Source organism: Nitratidesulfovibrio liaohensis (genome assembly GCF_011682075.1).
GTDB lineage: Bacteria > Desulfobacterota > Desulfovibrionia > Desulfovibrionales > Desulfovibrionaceae > Cupidesulfovibrio > Cupidesulfovibrio liaohensis.
Window position 1 is genome coordinate 1 of record NZ_VSMK01000267.1, and the last position, 3851, is coordinate 3851.

Annotated in this window: 3 protein-coding genes; all 3 read left to right on the forward strand. The window is 65.8% G+C overall.

Annotated elements, in window-relative coordinates; all coding sequences use genetic code 11:
• The first annotated feature begins 888 nt into the window (after nt 1–888).
• Entirely contained in the window at nt 889–1686 is a 798-nt protein-coding gene (locus FVW27_RS10010; RefSeq protein WP_167124796.1) for a 2-amino-3,7-dideoxy-D-threo-hept-6-ulosonate synthase, read from the forward strand.
• A gap of 307 nt (nt 1687–1993) precedes the next feature.
• Nucleotides 1994–2965 (forward strand): 3-dehydroquinate synthase II family protein, encoded by a 972-nt coding sequence (locus FVW27_RS10015; RefSeq protein WP_167124798.1) that lies wholly within the window; start codon nt 1994–1996, stop codon nt 2963–2965.
• Nucleotides 2966–2999: 34 nt separating this feature from the next.
• A partial coding sequence (locus FVW27_RS10020; protein WP_208294732.1) for a prephenate dehydratase domain-containing protein occupies nt 3000–3851 on the forward strand: 852 nt, incomplete at its 3' end.

A 3851-nucleotide genomic window follows, 5' to 3' on the forward strand; every position in this document is an offset into this window, starting at 1 on the left:
GTCGTGGGCACCGGCAGCCATGGCCATGGCGCGGCCCGCGCCGTGGCGGCGGGGTGCGTGGCTGGTTGGCATGTGGCGTGGCGCGGCGTGCATGGCGTTGTCCGTACCGGGGCGGCAAGGGCCCGCATGATTCTGTTGCTGGTTGTGCCCGTTCCGGCGGCAACCGGTGCGGGTCGGCACGGGCGGCACCACGCCGTCCGTGCCTGAATGGATAGCAAAACGGGGGCCAATGGCGGCAACATGGCGAATTTCAAGGCTCCTTACACGGGGTGGCAGGTGTGCTGGATGCGCACCTGAAGGCATAATGACAAAAATGAGCACAGCATGAGTGCTCATGGAAACAAAAACGTAAATATGAAGATGGCTGTCCGGGTGGAAAAACCGGAAGCATGTCGAATATTCCGCTTGACAGGCTTTGCGGGGCGGGCGTAGGTATCCCGAAACACCTGAAAACGGATAACGTCAGGACACCACGACAATGCTTTCCACCTCCGCCACCTTCACCACTGCCTATCGTACCAACTATTACTTTTGGTACTTTTTTAGCTATGGAGAAGCCCGTGGCCGCATGGAGCGTGCGTAAGCATCTGACGAAGGTGTAAACACACGAAGACTCAAGGGGCCGCGGGCGAAAAGCCGGCGGCCCCTTTTCTGTTTTTTCGGCGGTGCGTTACGCGCGGCGCACCCCGGAAGCGTGTGACCCGGCAGGCCGGGTTGGCCGAAAACCAGCCTCCAGTCCGCCGCCCGACGCTGCCGCATCAGCAGTACCCGGTACGCGGGGGGAATGCCCCCCGGCACCCGCGACCCCGACGGTCCGGGCGCAAGGCAAGGAAACACGATCACGGCCAGTTGCGCCGCAACCTTTCCGAAAGAACAGGGGAACATACGATGCAAATCGGCAAAAGAATCAGGATGGAGCGCATTTTCAACCGAAAAACCGGGCGCGCCGTCATCGTGCCGCTGGATCACGGCGTGAGCGTGGGGCCCATCTACGGCCTTGTGGACATGCGCGAAACCGTGAACCAGGTGGCCGAAGGCGGCGCGGACGCGGTGCTCATGCACAAGGGCCTGGTGCGCTGCGGCCACCGTGAGGGCGGCCGTGACGTGGGCCTGATCGTGCACCTTTCCGCATCCACCTCCCTTTCCCCCCGCCCCAACGCCAAGACCTTGGTCGCCACCGTGGAAGACGCCCTGAAGCACGGCGCCGACGGCGTGTCCGTGCACGTGAACCTGGGCGACGAAACCGAACGCGACATGTTGGCCGACCTTGGCCGCATGGCCACCGTGGCCAACGACTGGGGCATGCCCCTGCTGGCCATGATGTACGCCCGCGGTCCCCGCATCAAGAACGAGTTCGACCCCGAAGTGGTGGCCCATGCCGCCCGCGTGGGCGTGGAACTGGGCGCCGACGTGGTCAAGGTGGCCTACACCGGCGACATGGACAGCTTCGCCCACGTGGTGGCCTCCTGTTGCGTGCCCGTGGTCATCGCGGGCGGTCCCAAGCTGGATTCCACCCGGTCGTTCCTGCAGATGGTCCACGACGCGGTGCGCGCAGGCGCAGCCGGTCTTTCCGTGGGCCGCAACATCTTTCAGCACGAACGCACCCCCGCCCTCGTCAAGGCCCTGCGCGGCCTGGTGCACGAGGATTGGGATGTGGAGCAGGCCATGGCCCTCGTCGGCGAGTAGCTTCCCGCGGCGTATCGGCGCGCGGGCGGTGTCGGACGGCGGCTTCCGGTCGGTCACGTACCAAAGAGTACGCTCCCTCCCGGAATCCTTGTCCTCCTTGCCGGCGCACCGATACGCGCGCGGGAAGTGGTCGGGTTCGAGCGGTTGCCATCTCCTTGCCGGAGAACGAAATTGCTCTGAATCCCGACACGCCCGAAGAGGCGCGGAATGTCCCGCCGAATGAGGAGGAATGTTCTTGTTCCTTCCGAGTTGTGTTCGGGTGGGTTGAAAGAGCGGTTCGCCGCCATGACAAAAATGTGAGGGGCCGATGCGGACCATTCTTTTCAAGAGCGTGCCTTTCGACAAGGGTCTGGTGACCCTGGCGCTGGAATCGGGCGTGGACGGCATCATCGTGCCGCGCGCGCAGGTGGATTCGGTGGCGACGCTGGCCCGGTGCCGGGTGCTGGCCGACGAGGACGTGGCGACCATCGCGTTGTCGGCCAAGGCCGACGAAGAGGACGCCGCCGCGCGTCTGGCGCGGGGCGAAACCGTGGTGCTGGCGCGCGGGTGGGAGATCATTCCGGTGGAGAATCTGTTGGCCCAGTCCGACGACGTGGCCGTGGAAGTGGCCGACCTTTCCGAGGCGCGCCTTGCGGCGGGCATTCTGGAGCGGGGCGTGGCCACCGTGGTGGTGCTGCCCGAGGGCGCAGGCGAACTGAAGTCCATCGTGGCCGACCTAAAGCTGTCGCAGGGTTGCCTGGACCTGGCCCCCGCCGTGGTCACGGCGGTGGAGAACGTGGGCCTTGGCCACCGGGTGTGCGTGGATACCATGTCCATGTTGCGCCGGGGGCAGGGCATGCTGGTGGGCAATTCCAGCGCGTTCACCTTCCTGGTGCACGCAGAGACGGAACACAACGAGTATGTGGCCGCGCGACCGTTCCGCATCAATGCCGGGGCCGTGCACGCCTATGCCCAGATGCCCGGCGACAGGACCACCTATCTTGAGGAACTGCGCGCGGGCGACGAGGTGCTCATCGTCAGCGCCGACGGTTCCACCACCGTGGCCACAGTGGGCAGGCTGAAGGTGGAGGCGCGGCCCATGCTGCTGGTGCGCGCCAAAGTGGGCGACGTGGAGGGCGCGGTGTTCCTGCAGAACGCGGAAACCATCCGCCTGACCCGTCCCGACGGCACCCCCGTGAGCGTGGTGAGCCTGAAGGAAGGCGACCAGATCCTGTGCCGCACCGATTGCGCGGGCCGCCACTTCGGCATGCGCATCAAGGAGGACATCAAGGAATGCTGATGCGCACCACGATGCAACGCCGGAGGACGCGGCCATGAGCCTTACCGACGACAAGGAACCCCACTGGCGAGGGGATGAAGTAGCCGCAAGCGCCGCCAACTCCCCCAACGTCACGGCGGACGGAGTGACCCAGGCCACGCAGTCAACGCAATCCGCGCAGTCCGCGCCCGCATCCGGGGGCGCAGCCGACCCGGAAGCGGCGCTGGCCGGGCGTCTTGGGCAGATCCGCCACGAGATCGACGGGCTGGATTCCGACCTGCTGCACCTGCTGAACCGCCGCGCCTCGCTGAGTCTGGAGGTGGGGCGCATCAAGGCCGACGACGCGGGCATCGTGTTCAAGCCCTTTCGCGAGCGCGAGGTGCTGGAAAATCTCATGGCCGCCAACGGCGGACCGTTGCCCAACGAACACCTGCGTTCCATCTGGCGCGAGATCCTTTCGTCATCGCGCAGCCTGCAACGGCCGCAGAAGGTGGCCTACCTTGGGCCGGAGGGCACATTTTCGTACTTCGCGGGCGTGGAATTTCTCGGCAAGGCCGTGGAATACATGCCGCAGAAGGATCTGGACGGGGTGTTCCGCGCCGTGCACGACCGGCAGTGCGAGCTTGGCGTGGTGCCGCTGGAAAATTCGTTGCACGGCACCGTGGGCCAGAGCCTGGACCTGTTCCTGTCGCACGAGGTGTTCATCCAGTCCGAGCTGTTCTGCCGCATCAGCCATTGCCTGCTGACCACTGAAACCAGCCTGGCCGACGTGACCACGGTGTATTCGCATCCGCAGCCGCTGGCCCAGTGCGGCGGCTGGCTGCGCCAGGCGCTGCCGGGGGCGCGGATCATCCCGGCGGATTCCACCGCCTCCGCCGCGCGCCGCGTGGTGGGCGAAAAGGGCGCG

What these genes read in the sequence shown, in the direction of transcription:
- FVW27_RS10010 (WP_167124796.1), top strand. Translation starts at nt 889, where the DNA reads ATGCAAATCGGCAAAAGAATCAGGATGGAGCGCATTTTCAACCGAAAA.
- FVW27_RS10015 (WP_167124798.1), top strand. Translation starts at nt 1,994, where the DNA reads ATGCGGACCATTCTTTTCAAGAGCGTGCCTTTCGACAAGGGTCTGGTG.